The organism is Micromonospora sp. NPDC003944 (assembly GCF_053605225.1).
Map to the genome: position 1 here is coordinate 1 of NZ_JBSGIV010000018.1, position 18,066 is coordinate 18,066.

Sequence of the window (18,066 nt, forward strand, 5' to 3'; positions counted from 1 at the left end):
CGTCCGGCCCGGTCGGCCACGCCTCCTTGGTCTCCCCCGACGCCTCCGGAGCCAGCGGCCCCTGGCCCGCCGGTTGATAGACGGGGCCGTCCGGAGTGGCGACAACCGCGAAGCCGGTGACCGCCAGCACCACGGCGGCCGATCCGAGGAACGCCAACACCACGCGGCGTCGCAGGTGCGTCCGCCGCGCCTTGCCGAGCGTGGCTTGCGTACTCAATGGTGGTGGCGGGGTGGTGGCCGCCATCTCGCTGCGTAGCGCAGAACCAGCACGGCCCGCTGGCGCGGCGCCACCCGGGCCAGCGCATCGAGCAGCACCAGTCGGCTCTCCTGCGAGTCGGGCGGGGCCACCCGCTCGGAGTCCTCTCCACCCACCCGTTCACGCCGCCACCAGCCGCGGCGACGCTCGTCGAGGAAGGTCCGGACCAGGATCTGCCGCACGTAGCTGTCGAGCACCTCGTGCCGGGAGATCCGGCTCCAGACCCGGTAGAGCTTGACGAACGTGGTCTGGACCAGGTCCTCGGCGCGGTGCCAGTCGCCGCACAGCAGGTACGCGGTGCCGCGCATGGCGCCGGACCGTTGCGCGAAGTACTCGGCGAACGCCTCGTCGCGACCGCTCATTCAGGCCTCCGATCCCCGTTTCGAGGTAGTCACGCGGGGTCCGGCCCAGGAGGTTGCACCGGAACTCGCGGACATGTCACGAACTCAACGCCGGGAAGGACGCCGAGGACACATCCGCACACCTTGACAGGTGTCGATCTGTGCACTGGTGTAAGGACCAAGCACATCGACGTCCGTCACAGGAGGGCACATGATCGTCCGACGACGGTGGACAGCTGCCGCCACCACAGTGATCCTGTTCAGCGCAGTGTTGTCCCATCCCGCCTCCGCGGCGGCGGCACCCGCCGCCCCGGTCGCTCCGATCACCCTGAGCGCCACCGAGACCGCGCTGGTCCGGGTCCAGCTCCGCGATCAGGCCCAGCTGGACCGGCTCGTCGCCACCGGCGCGGACCTGGCCAACCGGCCCCGTGCACGGGACGGCCGGATTCTCGCCGACCTGGTGCTCAGCGGCGCGCAGCTCGCCGAGTTGACCGCGCAGGGCGCGACGGCCACGCAGATCGTCCAGCGGGCCGGGGACGGTAACCGGCACTACACCGAGAGCCTCCGCGCGGCTCAGGCCCGCACCGCCGCCGGGCTGCGTACCCCGGCCGCCGGCCAGCGGTCCACCGCCGCCGCCGTGGACACCCTCCAGGTGCAGCAGGCGTACCACTGGACCACGACCGGACAGACCTTCCTCCAGGTCCAGGTGGCCACCACCGCCACCGACGACCCGGATGTGGAGATCACCGTCAGCTGGCGGGCGGCGGACGGTGCCACCGGCTCGTTCCCGCTGTACCGGTTCGAGGACTCCGGCGAGTACCAGTACCACTACAACGTTCCCCAGCCGGTGCCGAGCCGACCGGTGCAGGTGAGCGCCACCTCGAGCCTCGGCGGGGTCAGCCGGGCGGTCACGCCGACGCTCTGGCCGAACGCCTCCCCGCCGCCGCTGCCGGCCGGCTACCAGAAGGACTTCATCGACGCGTACCTGACGCCGGTGGACATCCAGGCGCGGATCAAGCGGCTGGCGCGCCAGTACCGGGACCTCGTCGAGGTGATCGACCTGCCGAACAGGACGCAGGGATACCGGCGCACGGCCGCCGCGTACCTCGGCGACCCGGCGGCAGCCGCGGTGGTGGTCGAGTCGGTGCGCTTCGGCGACCAGAACATGAACGGCGTACAGGTGCGCACCGTCGACCCGGGCCGGGCGAACCGACCGCTGACCGTGGGCTACCGGGATCGGGTGTTGACCGTGTCGCTTGCCACCGACACGGCGGGCAAGACGGTGAGCACCACCGACGAGGTCGCGGCGGCGATCAACGCCCGGCAACCGGAGCGTTTCCGGGCCACGGTGGAGGACGGTTCGGCCGGCCTGCCGATGCCCGTCGCCGGCCCCGCCCGACTCGACGACGGCCTCCAGGGCACCGAGGTGCCGGCGCGGCAGTGGACGGTGCAGGCGCTGCGCCTCGGCGTCCACCGCGACGGTTCCCGGGTCGGGGTGCTCGCGTACTCCCAGGAACACGCCCGGGAGTGGGCCACCCCGCTGGTGACGCTTGAGTTCGCCGAGCGGATGCTCGCCAACGCCCGGACCGACCCGGCCACCCGTGAGCTGCTGGAGCAGGTCGACATCTTCGTCATCCCGACGGTCAACCCGGACGGCGCGAACTACTCCTTCAACGACTTCAACTTCCAGCGCAAGAACCTCGTCAACCACTGCGTCGGGGCCGCCCGCGACCCGAAGAACCGCACCTCGTGGGGCGTCGACATCAACCGCAACTACACCGTCGGGTCGTACTTCGACGGCTACGTGGGCGCCAGCGCCAACTGCCTGTCCGGCAACTTCGCGGGCACGGCGGAGCTGTCCGAGGCGGAGAGCCGCAACGTCATCGCCCTCGCCCAGGACCACCCGAACATCAAGTTCGCGATGAACGTGCACTCCTACGGCGGGTACTTCATGTGGCCGCCCGGGGCGTACCGGGCCGACGGCAGGGTCACCCTGCCGCGACCGTCGATCGACGAGTCGACGCTGTTCCTCGACAGTGCCCGGCGGATCGTCGGCGCCATCGCCCAGGAGCGGGGCACCGTCACCTGGCCGTCGCAGACCGGACCGGTCGCCGACGTGCTCTACTCCGCCGCCGGCAACTCGGCCGACCAGCTCTACTACGAGTTGGGCATCTTCGCCTGGGACTTCGAGGTCGGCAACGACAGGTGGAACCCGGCGACCAGCCAGTGGGAGGGCGTCGGCTTCCAGCCACCGTTCGACGAGGCGCACGGCGAGTCCCAGGAGTACGCCGGCGGGCTGGTCGAGATGGTCCGGGTGGCCCGCGACTACGCCGCCGCCGAGGCGGCCGCCGACTGACCTCCGGGGTCCGTACCGCCGCCGGGTGCGGCCGGCGGCGGTACGGCCCACGACCTGCCGTCCTCGGTGCCGCACGGTAAGCCGATGGTGATCACAGACGTTGACGTGTTTTCATGTCAGCACGCCTGCGCGCCAACCCGGGACATCGATGACTGAGCAACCCGCACCTGATCACCTCGTTGTGGTCGACGTGTTGTCGCAGGGCCTGAGCCACCTGCTACGCGACGAGGATCCGGAACTGGCCCGATGGATCGAGGAACTGGTCGCGACCCTGAAGTCCCCCCGGCAGACGACACTGACCGGTTGGAACAGCTTCCTCGACCCCGGCGCCGACTCCACCTGACCCGGTCGGAGTTCACAGGTCTGGCCGACGGTCGGGGCGGCCCGGCTGTCGTCCGCGCGCTGCGGCTCGCGCACCGCAACCGCACGATGCTCGTCCTCAAGAGCCTCGCCGACACCGACGACACCCTGGCGGCGTCGGCGCACCTGCTCGGGCACGCCCACCGCCTCGACGCCGCCGCCACCGACGTGCTGCTCGACCACCCCTGGCTGGCCGTCTGGGCGATCGACCGGGTCCGGCGTGGCAGCATCGGCCGACCGGACTACCTCCCGTTCGTGGCACTCGCGGCGGCTGCCCGCAGCGGTTGGTCGGACGCGGCAGTGCCGGTCACGCCTCGTGCGGGGCTGGTGCCCGTGCCGGGCCTCGGGGTGCTGCGCCGACCCGGCGGCCGCACGACGGTACGGCCGACCGACCTGACCGGGGCACAGTGGACGACCACCCGTTGGTGGCGCTTCGCCGACACGTCGGTCACCCTCGACCTGCGCGTCGACGACCTGGACCCGTACCGCGACTGCTTCGGGTTGCCGGTGGCCGCCAGGCTGTCCCCACCGCGGGCCGCGGAGCTGGAACGGTCCGTCGGGCACGCCTGGCACCTTCTCGTCGGGTACGCCCCGACGCACGCCGCCGAACTGGCCGCCGGGATCAGCACGTTCGTGCCCCTGGCTGGCGGCACCGAGCGCGGGCACAGCGTCACGCACGCCGACGCCTTCGGGGCGTTCGCCGCCGACGCCGACCTCGACCCGGTGGAGCTGGCCGTGACGATGGTGCACGAGCTGCAACACAGCAAACTCAACGCCGTCCTCGGCCTGGTCCAGCTATACGAACCGACCGACCCGGCGCGGTACTTCGCGCCCTGGCGCCCCGACCCGCGCCCGATCGGCGGGCTGCTGCACGGCGCCTACGCGTTCACGGCCGTCGCCGAGGTGTGGGCCGCGCTGCGCGCCCATCCGCAACTGGCGGCGCAGGCAACCGCGCGGTTCGCAGTGGTACGGGCGCAACTGGAGCGCGCCCTGGTGGAGTTCGCAGGGGCCGCAAGCCTCACCTCGGCCGGGCGGCTCTGGGCGGACCACCTGACCGCACGGATCGGTCAGTTGGCGGCCGTGCAGGTCCCGGCGTCCGCCGACGCCGCCGCGCGGCGGGAGGTGGCGGAAGCCGAACGCGCGCATCGGCCGACGATCACCACCGGCTGAGCGCACGGACCGATGCGTCAGGTCAGCCCGACGGTCTCGATGTCGCACTCGATGCGCCGCTGACCCCGGGCGGCGTCCACCTCCGGATGGTCCGGCCCGAACAACGCCTCGAGCGCGGCGGCAGCCTCGTCGAGCAACTCGCGGCCACGAGCCTCCTCGCCGACCTCGATCAGGTCGACCGACGCGTTGACCGCGCAGTAGAGCGTGTACGGATGCCCCGGCCCCCGCAGGCGCCGCGAGTCCTCGAGGATCGCCTCGGAGAGCACCTGTGCCTGCTCCAGCCGGTGCGACCGGACCAGGTTGATCGCCTGCGCGGAACGCGCGCTGAGCAGGTACGGGTGGGTGGGCGGTAGCGCCTCGCCCATCGCCTGGAGGGTCGCCGCGCCCAACTCCCGTGCCTCACGGTCGAAGTTGCGCGCCCGCAGGATCACCCCGAGGTTGACCGCGGCGCAGAGCGTGACCGGGTGCCGCTCCCCGAAGGCGGTGCGGAAGGTGGCGTGCCCCTGGGCGGCCAGGGCGTACGCCTGGGTGGCGTCGCCCGCTGCGCGCATGGCGTTGGCACAGGTCATGCCCGCCTCCGCAGCCAGCACGTGGTCGGTCCCGAAGCGGCGGGTCACCAGCCGGTAGTTCGCAGCGCCCTCCGCGACGGCCGCGTCCAGTCGCCCGGTCTTGCGCAGGCAGGCGATATGGATGCAGGTGGCGCGCAGCACGGTGAGGTGCTCCGCGCCGAGCAACGAACGCTGCACCGGCAGGGAGCTGTCCAGCAGTTCGAGCGCGTCGGCGTACCGACCCAGCAGGTAGAGGTCGCGCGCCTGGGCCTCCTGGGCCAGCACCAGCGCGTAGGTGCCGTCCTCAGCGGCCGCACCGGCGTGCCGTGCCACTTCGAGGTTGAGGTCGTACGCCCCCGCGAAGTCACCGATCAGGCGGAGGTTGATCGCCATCGAGTTCATCACCCGCAGCGTGCTCGGATGCCCGTCGCCGAGCACCCGGCGGTGCACGTCGAGGTTGCGCCGGTCCAGGTCGGCCGCGGCCGCGAAGTCGCCGATCCGTCGCAGGTCGGCACCGACGCTGTTCGCCGCACCGAGGGTGTACTCGTGCTCCTCACCGAGGCTCGTCCGCATCCGCTCCAGCGCCTCGAGGCCGAACTCGGCCGCGCGCGGGTCGGCGAGCAGCCGCAGGGCGTCCGCGTACCGCCGCATCGCCAGCAGGGTCAGCGGGTCGCCGCTGCGCTCGCCGTCGGGGCCGCGCTGGTCCCAGGCGGCCAGGATCTCCTCGGCGAAGTCCCGGCAGCCTTCGAAGTCACCCAGGTTGTAGATGTAGCGCAGCTGGTCCATCGCCGTTCGGCGGGCGTCGAGGTCACCGTGGATCAGGCCGGCGACGCGCACGTGCGGTGCGATGTCGGCATGGCGCGGCCAGGTGCTGCGGTCGTCGGGGAAGCCGGGGTTGGCGGCGGCAAGCAGCCGACGGGCGTTCGTCAGCGCGGTGACGTCGCCCTGCTCGGCGAGCCCTTCCCGGAGGACCGCCTGCACCAACCGGTGCACCTGTACGTGTCGGCCGGCGTTGTCCGCCTTCGCCAGCCCGAGCGATGCCAGTTGCCGGATCGCCCGAGCTATGTCGTTGCGCTCCTGCAGGCTGGTGCGGAGCGGTTCGTCCAACCCGGCGCGGCGGCCCTCCCAGAGCAGGCGCATCGGGACCGGATCGGGGCTGAGGAAGGCGAGCATCTGGATCAGCTGCGCGGCGGCGGGGTTCTGCTCGCGTACCGCGGCGAGCGCCATCGACACGACAGTCAACACGGTGCCCCGGTACTGCCGGGGCTGCCCCTCACCCAGCAACTCCCGGGCGTGTTCCTTGAGGTCGACGAGGTATTCGTCGACCGACGAGAGCATGGTGAGCAGCCAACTGGCGGCCTGTTCCAGGGCCAGCGGCAGGTCACCGAGCTCCGCGGCGAGCCGGCGGGCGTCGTCAGGTGTGGTCGCCGGCCGTCGCTTGAGCAGCAGCTCCACGCTCTCGGCCCGGGTGAACACGTCGACGTCCAGGGTCAGGGCGCTTGCCGACCAGGCCATGTTGCGCGAGGTGACGAGGACGTGGCCGCGCTCACCGACGAGGTTCGAGGAGGGCATCAGCGGGGCCAGCTCGTGCGGGTCGTCGGCGTTGTCGTAAACCAGCAACCAACTGAGCGAGCTGGTGGACAGGGAGTCGAGCACCGTGCGTACGGTCTGCTCCAGACTGGCGCTCGCGGCCAGGCCGAGCCGCTCGCCGAGGGCCGCGATCGAGGTCCGCAGCGCGCTGAGGTCCTCGGCGGCCATCCACCAGATCAGCTGGTAACGGTCCGCGTAGCGGTAGGCGAACTCGACCGCGAGCTGGGTCTTGCCGACCCCACCGACACCGCGCAGTGCCGCTTCCGGCAGCACCGAGGCCCGGTGCTGTGAGGAGAGCAGCTCGTCGAGCGCGACGAGCTGCTTCTCCCGGCCGGTGAAGTACAGGTTGCGCGGTGGGACGCCGCCCCGGATGAGCGTGCGGGATCGCTGGGGCGTCGTCTCCTCGATGATGATCGTCCTGCGCATGTCGGATTCAGGGTCCTCTCCACCGGCCTCGGCCGGTGCCGCCTGGTGCGGGGATCGTAGCGACGTCCAGTGCGCCTTCGCAGCCACGCGCAGTTCGTCGAGGTCGGCGGCGGTGAGCCGCAGGGCCGTCGCGGCGTCCCGCAACCACTGCTCCACCGGCGTGCCGTCGGACTCCAGGCCCGCCTGGACCAGGCCCGCCAGCGCCACGGCGGCGGGGACCGGCACGTCGTCCACCGGCTGCCAGCCGACGGCCTCCACCAGGCCGGGCAGATCCTCCGGAGGCAACTGACGATCCGCGACTGCCGCGACGGCCCCGGTCAACACGTCGGTAGGGACGTCGGCGAGCACCTGCACGAGGCGCCAGGAGAGATAGACCTGCTGGGCGACGGTGACCCCGTTGGCGCCCGGGTGGAAGTTGCCGATGACCTGCAACAGCGTCGACACACCCCGGGGCTCCTGGGCGCAGGCCCGGACGATGCGGTAGACGTCGTACTGGACCTCGGGATGCCGGGACACCGACAGCCGCTTGCGCAACTCCCCCTCGACCTCGTCGAGGTAGAGCGAACGGGTGTTCACGTCGTTGATCGAGCTCATCGACAGCAGCGCGGCGCAGATGGCCTGCACCTGAGCGCTCGGCATCCGGGGCGTCGTCACCGATTGTCCTCCGTACCCGTCAGCAGACCGAGGCTCTCAGCAAGGTCACGGAAGGCTTGCAGCGGCTTACTCGCCGACCCCTCCGTCAACAGCAGAACGCGATAGAGAGCCGCGATCCCATCTTCGTATTCTAGGCCCGTCCGAATCAGACCGAACATGTCGAGACCCAATGGCCCGAATGGTTTCACCATCCGACCGATGTGCGGTGGCAGGGACTGAATGACCAATTGACGACTGTCGGGGTGCCGGAGTACCGGAATGTCCTCCAGCAGACGCGCCAGCGCCATCTTCTGCGCGAATGAGGGCGGCGCGGGCACGGGCGCGGACGCCGCCCCGTCCGGAGCCGACCGAGGTCGAGGCAGCAGAGCCGACGGTGGTCGGGGCGGCAGCACGGTGGGCGGCAGCAGACCGGGCGGCAGCAGGGCGGACCACTTGGCGACCGGCAGCATCCAGCCGACCAACTGCTGGCCGACGCTCGCGCGGGCCAGCACCATGCCCACCACGGCGCCGTCCGAGGCGTACACCCCGGAGCCGCTGAAGCCTCGGTCGATTCCCGCCGTGGCGGCGGAGACCCGGTCGAGTTGGCGCCAACCCGTGCTCGCGTCGACCGGACCGACGGCCCGCGCCAGCACCAGGACGGACGCCGGGGTGTTGACCGGGTAACCCACGATCCGCACGTCGAACTCGTCGTCACCGCGATCGGCGAGGGCGGCGGGGGTGGACGGCAGCGGCGTGGCGCAGCGCAGGACCGCCAGGTCACCGTCGCCCGCCGGCCCGACACCCCGGGACCAGAGCACCTCGGCGGCGACCCGGGTGCCGGGTTGGCTCGGTGTGTCGACGAGCAGGCCGTGCTGGTCTCCCCCGGCGCCGTCGTCGACGACATGCCAGCAGGTCAGCACCAGGTCGGTGGTCAACTGGATGCCCGCGCCGACGACCGACGGGGAGTGGCCACCGAGTATTCGTACCCGGCCGGCGAGCGACCGGGTGCCGGTCATCCGTGCTCCGCCGACCACTCGACCCGGACGGTCGGCCGCCGACGGCCGGCGCGGCGGTCAGTCATGCGCGGCGGGCTCCTGCGCGGCGGGCCCGTCCTCACCCGGTGACGGCAGGGCGGCGACGCCCGAGGTCCAGACCAACGTGACCTTGAGGTGGCCCTGCGCGCTGGTGCGGGCGACGACGGCGCCGGCCTCCGCGGTGAGGGTGACACCGATCTCGACCTCCACCTGATCGGGGCGGACCGACACCCCCTGAACCAGGCCCAATGCCGCGTCGAGCGCGGGCTTGACGTGGGCCAGCGCCGTTTCCAGCGACTGCCGGGCGGGACGGACTCGATCGAGCAGACCGACCCGTTCCAGGTCGGTGCCAGCGTGTTCCTCGACGAGGAGGACGCCCTGATCAGTCTCGAAACGAAGGAGATCCGCCACGTGACGAATTCTCGCCGAAAGATCGTTCGGAATCGGTGTCAGATCACTGACAGGAGTCATTGCATGCACAGTGCGCCGACACGGAACACTTCTGCTTGCCATCGCCACTGCGGCCTGTCAGCCTGGCGCAATGCAGGACACGGCGACCTTCGAGGATCTGCTCCGCGAAGGTGCCGACGCATCCGTGGACGGTTGGGATTTCTCCTGGTTCCACGGCCGCGCGACAGAGCAGCGGCCATCCTGGGGATATCTGCGACTCATGACCGCCCAGATGAGGGTGGCGCGCGCCGCACTCGACATCCAGACCGGCGGCGGCGAGGTGCTCTCCGAGGTGCCCACGTTCCCGCCGGTGACGGTGGCCACCGAACACTGGCCGCCCAACCTCCAACTGGCCCGGCGCGCCCTCGAACCGCGCGGCGTGCAGGTGGTCGACGTCGCCGAGGACGCTCCTTTCCCGTTTGCCGACGAGACGTTCGACCTGGTGGTGAGCCGGCATCCCAACGTGGTGCTCTGGGACGAGATCGCCCGGGTGCTCACCCCCGGCGGGCGATACCTTGCCCAGCAGATCGGCCCCGGCTCGAACCGGGAGCTGGCGCAGTTCCTCACCGGCCCCCGGGAGATCGGCGACGAGCGCAGCCCGGCCCGCGCCGCCGCCGACGCGCGAGCCGCCGGCCTGGTCATCGACGAGCTACGGCACGAAGCGCTGCCGACCACCTTCAACGACGTCGCCGCGGTGGTGCACTTCCTCCGCAAGGTCATCTGGACGGTGCCGGACTTCACCGTGGACAGGTACCGGGCCCGCCTCGCCGACCTGCACGAGCACATCCGTCGCCACGGCCCGTTCGTGGCCCACGCCCAGCGCATCCTGGTCCGGGCACACAAACCCCAACGCTGACCCGAACGCTCCAGGCCGACCGGCCCCCGAACAAGTACCGGTCGGAGCGGCCGGCCACGGATGAACCGCGGCCGGCCGGGTAAGCGGCAACCTTGCCTGGTGGGGAGACGACCGGGTGCACGGGTGGGCGGTATCAGACCGGCCCGCCCGTGCACGCCCGGTCAGTTCGAGGAGATCCAGTTCCAGGCCGAGACGACCCACTCCGTCTGCTGGAGCCAGGCCACCCCGAGGCCGGCGAGGAACACCGCCGTCGCCAGGTGGGCACCTCGGGCGCTGCGCCGGACCCGGCCCAGCTGCCGCTCCAGCACCACCCTGCCGACCAGCCGGAACAGGGCGAACAGGCCGACCGCCACCAGCAGGCTGAGCACCAGCACCAGCAGCGGGCCGCTCAGGTCACCCTGACCGGACAACGCCCAGATGCCCCAGCACACGAACGCGAAGAGGCCGGCCGCCGCGCTCCACTCACCGCCCCGTCGTAGCTGCGCCATCCGCGAGCTCAGCGAACGGCGGGGCACCGGCCCACCGGGCCAGCCGGTGCCGGTCGGCTCCTGTTCGACCACCGGGAACGGCTCGGTCCGCGGGGTACGCGGCTCACCCACCGGGGCGACCCCCCGACGGAACCCGTCGCGCTGCGGCGGCACCCCGACGCCGGCCTGCGGTGGCACCTCCACGGTCCGCTCCGCCCACGGCTGCGTCTGGTCTGCCATCTCGTCCTCCCCCTGACCGACGGCAACAGCACCGCCTGGATTCGAGGGTAGCCAGCCGGCAAATCGGTCGCCGACCCCGGCCGGGACGCGAGGCCCCACGGCGGCGGCGGAGCACGCCCGGGCACGGTACGGTCGGCTGATGGGTGACCCCGACCGACGACGGCGACGGCTGCGCCACCACGGCGACTCCGACACGGCCAGACCGGGTGCCGACGGCCCGACGGCCAGCACGCTGGGCGTGCACGACGGTGACGACCCGCCCCCGCGGCGCAGGAGCACTGGTGGCGACGACCGCGACAGCGAGCGCGGGCTGCGCGGGCTCGTGGGCTCCGGCTCGTCCCAGGTGGGGTTGAGCGCCGCGCTACGGGCCCGGGACGCGGCCCGCCCCGACGAGGACGACCTGGCCGAGGCGGAGGCCCGGGTGGTGGTCGTCCGTCGGAACTGGGTGCCCCGCGAGGAGCTGCCCCGCTCGCCGCGCTGAACGCCGCAGGGTCAGGGCAGCTCGGGCAGCTTCCGGGTCTGCTCGTACTCGGCCACCTGGGCGATCCGGCGCGCGTGCCGCTCGTTACCGGAGAACGGCGTGTTCAGGAACGCCTCGACGATGCCGGTCGCCTCGTCCAGGGTGTGCTGACGGGCACCGATCGCGACCACGTTCGCGTCGTTGTGCTGACGGGCCAGCTGAGCGGTCTCGACGCTCCAGGCCAGGGCGGCGCGGACGCCGGCGACCTTGTTCGCGGCGATCTGCTCACCGTTGCCCGAGCCACCGATGACCACTCCGAGGCCCGTCTCGTCGGCCACCACCCGATCGCCGGTGTGCAGGCAGAACGTGGGGTAGTCGTCGTCCGGGTCGTAGCCGTGCGGGCCGACGTCGACCACGTCGTAGCCCTGCATGGCCAGGTGGTTGGCCAGGTGCACCTTCAACTCGAAACCGGCGTGGTCGGATCCCAGGTAGACGCGCATACCGGGCAGTCTGTCAGGCCGCGCTCGGGGACGTGACAGGGGCGTCCCCGAGCCGAGTTCGTCACACGGTGGTGGGGGTGGCGCTCAGCGCGGCAGCTCGGCGACGACCAGACCGCCGCGCGCCTTCGGGGTGAACCAGGTGCTCTTGCGGGGCATCTTCTCCCTGGCCAGGTTGACCGCGACGAAGTCCGCCACGGTCACCGGCGCGATGAGGATGGCCAACTCGGCCCGCCCGGCGTCGACCTCACCGGTGAGCCAGCTCGCCGGGTAGTCACCGCCGACGTAGGTGATCCGCTTGTCGCCCGGGTCGAGACCGAGAGCGTCGCGCAACACCAGCCGCTCGACCAGGGCGTGGTCCAGGTTCTCCAGGCGGACGGAGGCGGTGGCGGGCAGGCGCAGCGCGTACCCCTTGCCGTCGAGGTGCAGGTGCACGGTGCCGCCGGCCGCCGGGACCTCGACCGGGCCGTCGATCGGCTCGACCTCGGCGCCCGCGGCCCGCAGGCGGTCGAGCAGCTCGGCGGGGGTCGTGGTCAGCTCGCTGACCAACCGGTTGTAGGGCTGGATGGCCACCGACGCGGGCGTGGTGACCACGGCCAGGAAGCGCGGCAGCCCCCCGGTCTGGGCGGCCAGGCTGCGGTGGTTGCCGTCCGCGACGACCAGCTCCCCGCCACCGGCGAGAGCGGTGAGCGTGGCCTGCTCCGGGCCGGGGCCGAGCAGCCAGATGGCGTGCGTGCGCCCCGCCTGGTCGGTGTCCGTCGCGGCGGGCGCGCCGGCCGTCTCGGTCGCCGCCGCCAACGCGGCGTGCAGTTCGTCGCCCCGACCGGTCTGGAGCAGGAGTACGGGGGACAGCAGGTGGCCCAGCGCCTCGGCGAGCGCCACCCGCTCGCGCACCTTGGCGATGAAGACGTCCTCGTTGCGGATGACCAGGCCCGGCTCGTCCGCCCGGGTGGAGATCTGGTCGGTGTCCACCATCGCGAACAGCCCGTACGCCGGCTCCTCGCCCGGTGCGGTGATCCGGTAGAGCACCACCACCTGCTCGGCGGGGGTGTAACTGCCGTCGGCCTTGGCCTCGGCGAGGCGGGCCACGGCGGCCGGCAGCGCGTCGAGGAACGACGTGCCCAGACTCTGCGGGGCGCGGTGCGGCATCTCGATGCCGAGAGCGCTGTGCGGGTTCGACTCGATGATCGCGGTGATCTCCGCGTCGTCGGCGAACTCGTCGTAGTTTTGCGCGCCGGTGCCGCCAGTGGTGACCCAGGCCCGGGTGATCGGATGCACGACCGTCATGCCCACTGACGCTACCGGCGACGGTGTCGCCACCGACGGGGACCCGCGGGGCGTCCACCAGATGAAAGGGCCCGGCCGGTCAGCCAGCGCGGTCGGAGGTGCCCCGGCGGTGCTTACCCGCGCTCACCGGCCCACTGTTGCCCCGCCGAACGGTCCCGATCGGCCCGGTGTTCAGGGCACGGCGGGGCGACGCGGGCGGCCCCGGCACGGGGCGCTCGGGGGGCGGCGCCGGCACGGGCCGCGGGTTCAGCGGCGGCGTCGGCACCGGACGCGGAGGTGCCGGCGCCGGCGGTGGGGGCGCCGGTTCGGCCGGTGCCGCCCCCGCCGGCACCAGCGCCGGCACGGCGTCGACGGGCGACGGCAGTGGGTCGACCGACGCGGGCGGGGTGAGCCGGGAGGTCACCGGGACCCGCGCCACGCCCACCACGATTGGCGGCGCGAGCAGATCCACCAGGTGGGCGGGTAGGTCCGGGCGGACCGTCGGCCAGCGGGAGTCGTCGACCGACCAGTAGTCCGCGCCGGGAGTCTCGATCACCCCCTGCCGGGTCAACTGATCGTCACCGGACGCACGGTGCTTGGCCATCGGGATTGCCTCCACGAGCTGCGGCGCGCGGCCCTGCGGGTCGCTGCGGCGGACACCGAGGGAAACGACGCCGCCCGCCTCCCGGTGACGCCACGACCCTCCGCCGACCTCGGCCTCGCAACGGAAACGCCCTCGTCCACGCTGTCGACGAAGCGTGGACGAGGGCGTGGTGCCCGTCGGTCAGTCGAAGATCGGGCTCTGCTCGCGGGTGCGCTTGAGCTCGTAGAAGCCCGGAGTGCCGGCGACCAGCAGCACGCCGTCCCAGAGCCGGCCGGCGGCCTCCCCCTTCGGAGCCGGAGTGATCACCGGGCCGAAGAACGCGACAGGGGTGCCGTCCGGGCCGGGCGCGTGCACGACCGGGGTGCCCACGTCCTGCCCGACCGGGCGCATGCCCGCCTCGTGGCTGGCCCGCAGCGCCTCGTCGTAGTCGGTGCTGTCGGCGGCGGCGGCAAGTGCCGGGTCCAGGCCGACCTCGGTCAGCGCGGCGACGTACAGCTCCGGCCCCCGCTCCTGCTTCTGCAGGTGGATCCGGGTGCCGAGCGCGGTGTAGAGCGGTCGCAGCACGTCGTTGCCGTGCACCTGCTCGGCGGCGATGCAGATGCGCACCGGGCCCCAGGCGGTCTTCAGGAACTCCTTGTAATCCTCGGACAGCCCGTCCCGGCCGTCGTTGAGCACGGCCAGGCTCATCACGTGGAAGCGGATGTCCACGTCTCGGATCTGCTCGACCTCGAGCAGCCAGCGGGAGGTGATCCACGCCCACGGGCAGGCCGGGTCGAACCACATGTCGGCAGTGACACGTTCGGTCACGGTGAGATCCCTTCACGACGGGTGGCGCCAGCGGGTCGGCGTCTCAGGAGAATCTTCACCCCGCAGCGCACCGACCGGCACCCGGATGAGAGCGTGACCTCGGCCACCGCGGGCTGCCCGTACATGGAAGACTCGAATCGGGCCAGCCGTCACGAGCGGTAGGCGAACGGGCGCCGCCGGGCGTACGGCGACATGTGGGATGGAGACGAACAGTGCCGGGAGTGCGCAACCTGACGCAGGTCGAGGCGACCGAGCGGGCACGCCTGCTCAACGTGACGGGGTACGACATCAGTCTGGACCTGTCGACCGCCGTGCTGGCGGCCGACGGCCGCACGTTCTCCTCGACGACCGAGGTCCGGTTCCGCTGCTCCGAACCGGGCGCGAGCACCTTCGTCGAGCTGGCCGCCGAGTCGGTGCGCTCGGCGACGCTCAACGGCACACCCGTCGACCTCTCCGACTGGTCCGCCGAGAAGGGCCTGGTCCTGTCCGGGTTGGACAGCGACAACGTCCTGGTGGTCGATGCCGACTTCGGTTACTCCAACAGCGGTCAGGGTCTGCACCGGACGGTCGACCCGGTGGACGGCGAGACGTACCTCTACAGCCAGTTCGAGACCGCCGACGCGCAGCGGGTGTTCGCCTGCTTCGACCAGCCCGACCTGAAGAGCGTCTACACCTGGCACGTCACCGTGCCGGCGCACTGGCGGGCGGTGTCCAACATGCCCGTGCAGCGCGAGGAGCCGGCGGGTGAGGCGCTCAAGACGCTGCACTTCACCGAGTCGCCCCGGATGAGCACCTACATCACGGCGATGTGCGCCGGGCCGTACCACGAGGTGCGCGACACCCACGACGGCATCGACCTGGGTGCTTTCTGCCGGGCGTCGATGGCGCAGTACCTGGACTCCGACGACCTGTTCCTGATCACCAAGCAGGGCTTCGACTTCTTCCACGAGAAGTTCGGCGTGCGCTACCCGCTGCCGAAGTACGACCAGCTCTGGGTGCCCGACTTCAACGCCGGCGCGATGGAGAACTTCGGCTGCGTGACGCACGCCGAGTCGCACTACCTGTTCCGCTCCCAGGTCACCGACTTCGAGTACGAGCAGCGGGCCAACACGATCCTGCACGAGCTGGCCCACATGTGGTTCGGTGACCTGGTCACCATGCGCTGGTGGAACGACCTGTGGTTGAACGAGTCGTTCGCCGAGTGGGCCAGCCACTGGTGCAACACCAACGCGACCCGGTTCACCGAGGCGTGGACGACGTTCCTGTCCATCCGGAAGAACTGGGGCTACCGGCAGGACCAGCTCTCCTCCACCCACCCGGTCTACACCGAGATGCCGGACATGGAGGCCGTGGAGGTCAACTTCGACGGCATCACCTACGCCAAGGGCGCGAGCGTGCTCAAGCAGCTCGTCGCGTACGTGGGTGAGGAGCCGTTCGTGGCCGGGCTGCGGGCCTACTTCGACAAGCACGCCTGGGGCAACGCCACCTTCGACGACCTGCTCACCGAGCTGGAGGCCGCATCCGGTCGGGAGCTGCGCAAGTTCGCCGCCCAGTGGCTGGAGACCGCGCAGGTCAACACGCTGCGGCCGGAGGTCACCATCGGGGCGGACGGCACGTACGAGCAGGTGCTGGTGCGGCAGGAGGCGCCGGCGGCGTACCCGACGCTGCGGACGCACCGGATCGGTGTGGGCCTGTACGACCTGACCGACGGGCGGTTGGTCCGCCGGGAGCGGTACGAGGTGGACGTGACCGGCGAGCACACCGACCTCGCCCCGCTGCGTGGCGTCCGGGCGGCCGACGTGTTGCTGCTCAACGACGACGACCTCAGCTACACCAAGCTGCGTCTCGACGACCGGTCGATGGCGACGGTGGTGCAGCACATCGGCGGCTTCGACTCGTCGCTCGCCCGCGCGCTCTGCTGGACCGCCGCCTGGGACATGACCCGCGACGCCGAGCTGTCCGCCCGCGACTACGTGGCGTTGACGCTGAGCGGGCTGCCCGCCGAGACCGACATCAACCTGGTCACCGCCACCCTGCGGCAGGCGACCACCACGCTCACGCTGTACGCCGACCCGGCCTGGGCTCCGACCGGCTGGGCCGACCTGGCCCGTACCGCCCGGGACGCCCTCGCCGCCGCCGAGCCGGGCAGCGGGTTCCAACTGGCCTGGGCTCGTGCGTTCACCTCGGCGGTCCGCTCCGAGGATGACCTGGCGACGCTGCGCGGTTGGCTGGACGGCACCGGCGTGCCGGCCGGCCTGACCGTCGACACGGAGCTGCGCTGGTCGGTCCTCGCCGCGCTGGTGGCCAATGGCGCCGCCGACGCCGCCGAGATCGAGGCGGAACTGAGCAGGGACCGCACGGCCAGTGGCGAGCGGGAGGCCGCGTACGCGCACGCGTTGATGCCGACGCCCGAGAACAAGGCCGCCGTGTGGAGCCTGCTCACCGGCCCGGACGCGCTGCCCAACTGGCGGCACCGGGCGCTGTTGCAGGGCTTCGCCCACCCGGCACAGGTGGAGCTGGTCGCCCCGTACCGGGAGCGGTACTTCGCCGCGGTCGGGCAGATCTGGGCCACTCGGGACAGCGAGCCGGCACAGGAGTTCGCCCAGCTGGCCTACCCGACCTACCTGGTGGAGGACGACACGGTGGCGGCCACCGACGCGTGGCTGGCCGGCGACGGGCACCCCGCCCCGCTGCGTCGGCTGGTCGCCGAGGGCCGCGACGGCGTGGTGCGCGCCCTCAGGGCCCGCACGAAGGACGCCCAGAGCGCCTGAGCAGCATTGTCCGGCCCGGGGCCGGTGTGGGTGGGAGCCCGCGCCGGCCCCGGGGCCGTTCCGTTGGAAGATCGTGCTCGAACAGTGAAACAGGGGCCTCAGCCGTAGCCGAGGCCCCTGTTTCCTGGATCGAGCACGATCATGCGTGCCCGCGCGTCGTGGGTGTGGGTCAGCCCTTGCCCGCGTGACTGGCGAGCTGGTCGAGGCCGTTGATGATGCCGCCGGCCAGGTCGCCGCCGCTGAACGCGCCGGCCATGGAGAGCGCGGCCAGCTTGGCGTACGTGTCGGGGATGCGCTTGCGGGCGTACCGCCCGGTGATGATCTCCAGCTGACGCTGGTTGGGTGACACCGCGATCAGCACCGACTTGTCGGGCTCGGCGAGCTGCCGGTGCAGCCGCTGGGCGTGCTCGCGGATCGGCTCGTCGAGACCGCCGACGAAGACCGAGAAGACCAGGCCGGTGCCCTGGTCGGCGAGCCGCAACGCCTCGTCGATGCGCAGCAGCTGGCGGGTCGAGAACGGCCCGTCGAGCACCTCGGGTGGATTTTCCGACCCGGTCTGCTTCTCACCAACGGTCACTTGCGCCTCCGGTTCCACCGGCCGGCGCCTCGACGCTGGCCTGCTCAAGCTTGTGGCTGGTCAGCGCGGGCGCCTGCGCCCCCGCCGTCAGCGCGGTGCCGGCCGAGTCGGCCAGCTGCTCCGGACGGCCCAGGAACCAGACCGGAGTGAAGTCGAAGGGCCGGCCCGGACGGTAGCGCTTGGCGCCACCGCCACCGCCAGTGGCACCCCCACGGCTACCGGCGTACGACAGGCCGGCGATGACCAGCACCGCGGCCAACGGGATGCCGACGAAGACCAGCAACGTCTCGGTAACAGACAATCCCAACGCCCCCAGGCGGAAGAAGGACGACCTTGAAAGACCGGGTCGGATGGACG

The 18,066-nt window shown here is 71.9% G+C and carries 17 protein-coding genes and 1 pseudogene; 6 read left to right on the forward strand and 12 right to left on the reverse strand.

What is annotated here, in order from left to right; all coding sequences use genetic code 11:
- Both ACWER9_RS11575 and ACWER9_RS11580 read right to left on the reverse strand, forming a co-directional pair.
- Positions 1 to 217, reverse strand: a pseudogene (locus ACWER9_RS11575) (hypothetical protein); the annotation flags it as partial.
- A complete protein-coding gene (locus tag ACWER9_RS11580; protein ID WP_452301769.1) occupies positions 214 to 618 on the reverse strand; it encodes a sigma factor in 405 nt (134 codons plus the stop codon). The pseudogene ACWER9_RS11575 and the gene ACWER9_RS11580, both read right to left, overlap by 4 nt.
- 190 nt (positions 619 to 808) lie before the next feature.
- Here ACWER9_RS11580 and ACWER9_RS11585 point away from each other — a divergent pair, with 190 nt between their 5' ends.
- The 3 genes from ACWER9_RS11585 (at position 809) to ACWER9_RS11595 (ending at position 4,483) form a co-directional block, all read left to right on the forward strand.
- On the forward strand, positions 809 to 2,953 hold the full coding sequence (locus ACWER9_RS11585; protein ID WP_452301770.1) for a M14 family zinc carboxypeptidase: 2,145 nt from the start codon (positions 809 to 811) through the stop codon (positions 2,951 to 2,953).
- Between the two features lie 148 nt (positions 2,954 to 3,101).
- Positions 3,102 to 3,296, forward strand: coding sequence for a hypothetical protein (locus tag ACWER9_RS11590; RefSeq protein WP_452301771.1), 195 nt, complete (start codon positions 3,102 to 3,104; stop codon positions 3,294 to 3,296).
- Complete coding sequence (locus tag ACWER9_RS11595; RefSeq protein WP_452301772.1) at positions 3,257 to 4,483, forward strand: aKG-HExxH-type peptide beta-hydroxylase; 1,227 nt, start codon at positions 3,257 to 3,259, stop codon at positions 4,481 to 4,483. Before ACWER9_RS11590 ends, ACWER9_RS11595 begins: the two co-directional genes overlap by 40 nt.
- A 17-nt stretch (positions 4,484 to 4,500) precedes the next feature.
- Here the strand turns inward: ACWER9_RS11595 and fxsT are convergent, their stop codons facing one another.
- Genes fxsT through ACWER9_RS11610 form a run of 3 tightly spaced genes read right to left on the reverse strand, consistent with a single transcriptional unit; the run spans position 4,501 to position 9,125 of the window.
- The gene (gene fxsT, locus ACWER9_RS11600) at positions 4,501 to 7,701 is read right to left on the reverse strand and encodes an FxSxx-COOH system tetratricopeptide repeat protein (protein ID WP_452301773.1); all 3,201 of its coding nucleotides are present in this window, start codon (positions 7,699 to 7,701) and stop codon (positions 4,501 to 4,503) included.
- Entirely contained in the window at positions 7,698 to 8,696 is a 999-nt protein-coding gene (locus tag ACWER9_RS11605) for a trypsin-like peptidase domain-containing protein (protein WP_452301774.1), read from the reverse strand. Before ACWER9_RS11605 ends, fxsT begins: the two co-directional genes overlap by 4 nt.
- Positions 8,697 to 8,753: 57 nt before the next feature.
- The gene (locus ACWER9_RS11610) at positions 8,754 to 9,125 is read right to left on the reverse strand and encodes a CU044_2847 family protein (RefSeq protein ID WP_452301775.1); all 372 of its coding nucleotides are present in this window, start codon (positions 9,123 to 9,125) and stop codon (positions 8,754 to 8,756) included.
- Between the two features lie 130 nt (positions 9,126 to 9,255).
- Between ACWER9_RS11610 and ACWER9_RS11615 the strand changes: the two genes are divergently transcribed.
- Positions 9,256 to 10,020, forward strand: coding sequence for a class I SAM-dependent methyltransferase (locus ACWER9_RS11615; RefSeq protein ID WP_452301776.1), 765 nt, complete (start codon positions 9,256 to 9,258; stop codon positions 10,018 to 10,020).
- Between the two features lie 161 nt (positions 10,021 to 10,181).
- Here the strand turns inward: ACWER9_RS11615 and ACWER9_RS11620 are convergent, their stop codons facing one another.
- Positions 10,182 to 10,727, reverse strand: coding sequence for a hypothetical protein (locus tag ACWER9_RS11620; RefSeq protein WP_452301777.1), 546 nt, complete (start codon positions 10,725 to 10,727; stop codon positions 10,182 to 10,184).
- Positions 10,728 to 10,866: 139 nt separating this feature from the next.
- Between ACWER9_RS11620 and ACWER9_RS11625 the strand changes: the two genes are divergently transcribed.
- Positions 10,867 to 11,208 (forward strand): hypothetical protein, encoded by a 342-nt coding sequence (locus ACWER9_RS11625; protein WP_452301778.1) that lies wholly within the window; start codon positions 10,867 to 10,869, stop codon positions 11,206 to 11,208.
- 11 nt (positions 11,209 to 11,219) lie between these two features.
- On the opposite strand, the gene ACWER9_RS11630 is transcribed toward ACWER9_RS11625, so the two are convergent.
- The 4 genes from ACWER9_RS11630 to ACWER9_RS11645 all read right to left on the reverse strand — a co-directional run bounded on the left by ACWER9_RS11630 (position 11,220) and on the right by ACWER9_RS11645 (position 14,361).
- On the reverse strand, positions 11,220 to 11,687 hold the full coding sequence (locus ACWER9_RS11630; protein ID WP_452301779.1) for a ribose-5-phosphate isomerase: 468 nt from the start codon (positions 11,685 to 11,687) through the stop codon (positions 11,220 to 11,222).
- Between the two features lie 84 nt (positions 11,688 to 11,771).
- Positions 11,772 to 12,971 (reverse strand): DUF1015 family protein, encoded by a 1,200-nt coding sequence (locus tag ACWER9_RS11635; RefSeq protein ID WP_452301780.1) that lies wholly within the window; start codon positions 12,969 to 12,971, stop codon positions 11,772 to 11,774.
- A gap of 79 nt (positions 12,972 to 13,050) precedes the next feature.
- The gene (locus ACWER9_RS11640; protein ID WP_452301781.1) at positions 13,051 to 13,554 is read right to left on the reverse strand and encodes a hypothetical protein; all 504 of its coding nucleotides are present in this window, start codon (positions 13,552 to 13,554) and stop codon (positions 13,051 to 13,053) included.
- A 180-nt stretch (positions 13,555 to 13,734) separates the two neighbouring features.
- Positions 13,735 to 14,361, reverse strand: coding sequence for a mycothiol-dependent nitroreductase Rv2466c family protein (locus tag ACWER9_RS11645; RefSeq protein ID WP_452301782.1), 627 nt, complete (start codon positions 14,359 to 14,361; stop codon positions 13,735 to 13,737).
- 221 nt (positions 14,362 to 14,582) lie between these two features.
- Here ACWER9_RS11645 and pepN point away from each other — a divergent pair, with 221 nt between their 5' ends.
- Complete coding sequence (pepN, locus tag ACWER9_RS11650; protein WP_452301783.1) at positions 14,583 to 17,132, forward strand: aminopeptidase N; 2,550 nt, start codon at positions 14,583 to 14,585, stop codon at positions 17,130 to 17,132.
- 169 nt (positions 17,133 to 17,301) lie between these two features.
- On the opposite strand, the gene ACWER9_RS11655 is transcribed toward pepN, so the two are convergent.
- Both ACWER9_RS11655 and ctaJ read right to left on the reverse strand, forming a co-directional pair.
- Positions 17,302 to 17,709 carry a DUF5130 family protein gene (locus tag ACWER9_RS11655; protein ID WP_357356614.1) on the reverse strand — a complete coding sequence of 136 codons (408 nt, stop codon included), beginning with the start codon at positions 17,707 to 17,709 and terminating at the stop codon, positions 17,302 to 17,304.
- A complete protein-coding gene (ctaJ, locus tag ACWER9_RS11660; protein ID WP_428842198.1) occupies positions 17,696 to 18,010 on the reverse strand; it encodes an aa3-type cytochrome oxidase subunit CtaJ in 315 nt (104 codons plus the stop codon). The genes ACWER9_RS11655 and ctaJ overlap by 14 nt, the downstream gene beginning before the upstream one ends.
- Positions 18,011 to 18,066: the final 56 nt, after the last annotated feature.